1 protein-coding gene is annotated in these 1,274 nt (G+C 61.5%); it reads right to left on the bottom strand.

The window, feature by feature from the left end:
- Nucleotides 1-1,274, bottom strand: a 1,274-nt coding sequence (locus E1J61_RS38600) for a helicase-related protein (protein ID WP_243737143.1), incomplete at both ends; no start/stop codon positions are given.

The following is a 1,274-nucleotide window of genomic DNA, read 5'->3' on the forward strand; positions in this document are numbered from 1 at the left end:
GTCGTAATTGAGCCGCTCGGACAACTGGCCAAGAATCTGCGCCCGCAGGTCTTCGGCGACGTTGCCCTGATTATCCACCTTGCCCACGGTGCGTGCGATCTCAGTCAGTTTCTCGTCGAGCAGCAGGAAGATGCGGCCCTCGATGGTGTCCGACAAGACGAGGTTGTAGACCTGCGCAGTGTGGTTCTGGCCGTATCGGTGGATGCGCCCGATGCGCTGCTCCACGTCCATCGGGTTCCAGGGTAGGTCGAAATTGAACAGGATGCGCGCGAACTGCAGGTTGATGCCTTCGCGGCCAGCGGCGGTACAGACCAGCACCCGTGGGCCATCCTTCTGGCGAAACCGGCGCTCGGCAGCCACCTTGGCACCGTGGTCACCGCCACGCAGCACTACGACGCCCTGGCCGGGAAAGGTTTGGTCGATTTCGCGGGCGATCAGATCGACGGTACCGAGGTACGTAGCGAACACCACGATCTTCTCGTTCGGGTTTTGTCGCCACAACGTGCCCACGCCATCGAGCAGCTTCTGCGCCTTGGTCTCTCGCCGCTGCGGGAAGACCTTGAGCAGATCGCCAATGCGGAGGCGCTCCTCGGGCAGATGGAGCTCAACGACCGCCGATGCAGCTTCCTCCGCGTGCGTCGCCGAATATTCGCTGGCGTAGGGATCGGAGGCCATTTCCAATGCCTCCTCGTCCAGTTTCTTGACCAAGCGGTACTTGAGGTCGGCGAGCACACGATCTACTTCGCTGCGCCCGATGCTGTCGTGCGGCAGGCCGAACTCCTCGTGAATCAGCCCGCGTGCTTCCTCAGTCAGGCGCTCGCGGCCTTCAATGTCCAACTCCTTGTCGCGCAGCAGGGCCTCATGCAATGTGAGCATCAGCAAGCGACGCTTCAACGTCCGCCGCACAGCGGCAAAGCTCGATGCGGCGATCTTCTGGAAGATCGCCATCAGGAAGCCGAGCGCACGCCCCTGATTGCCCTGGCGGCGGGCCAGATCGAAGCCGTCTTCCAGATACTCTCGCAGCTTCTCATAGAACAGCCGCTCTTCCTGACCCATCAGGAAGGATTCGGTGTGTACCCAGCGCCGCGCAAACAGCGGTGAGCCATCGGGTTGGCAGGCGTCTGCCTTTGTGCGCCGGAACATCACCGTGTTCAGTCGGTGGCGGTTTTCCAGCATTTCCTCAGGGCTGCCGAATAAGGTCGGGTTCAGCAATTGAGCCAGCATCCAAAACTGGAAATGGTTGCCCTGGTGCGGTGTGGCCGACAGCAGCATCA

The sequence above is a fragment of the Cupriavidus sp. L7L genome, assembly GCF_004353535.1.
Classification (GTDB): Bacteria; Pseudomonadota; Gammaproteobacteria; order Burkholderiales; family Burkholderiaceae; genus Cupriavidus; species Cupriavidus oxalaticus_A.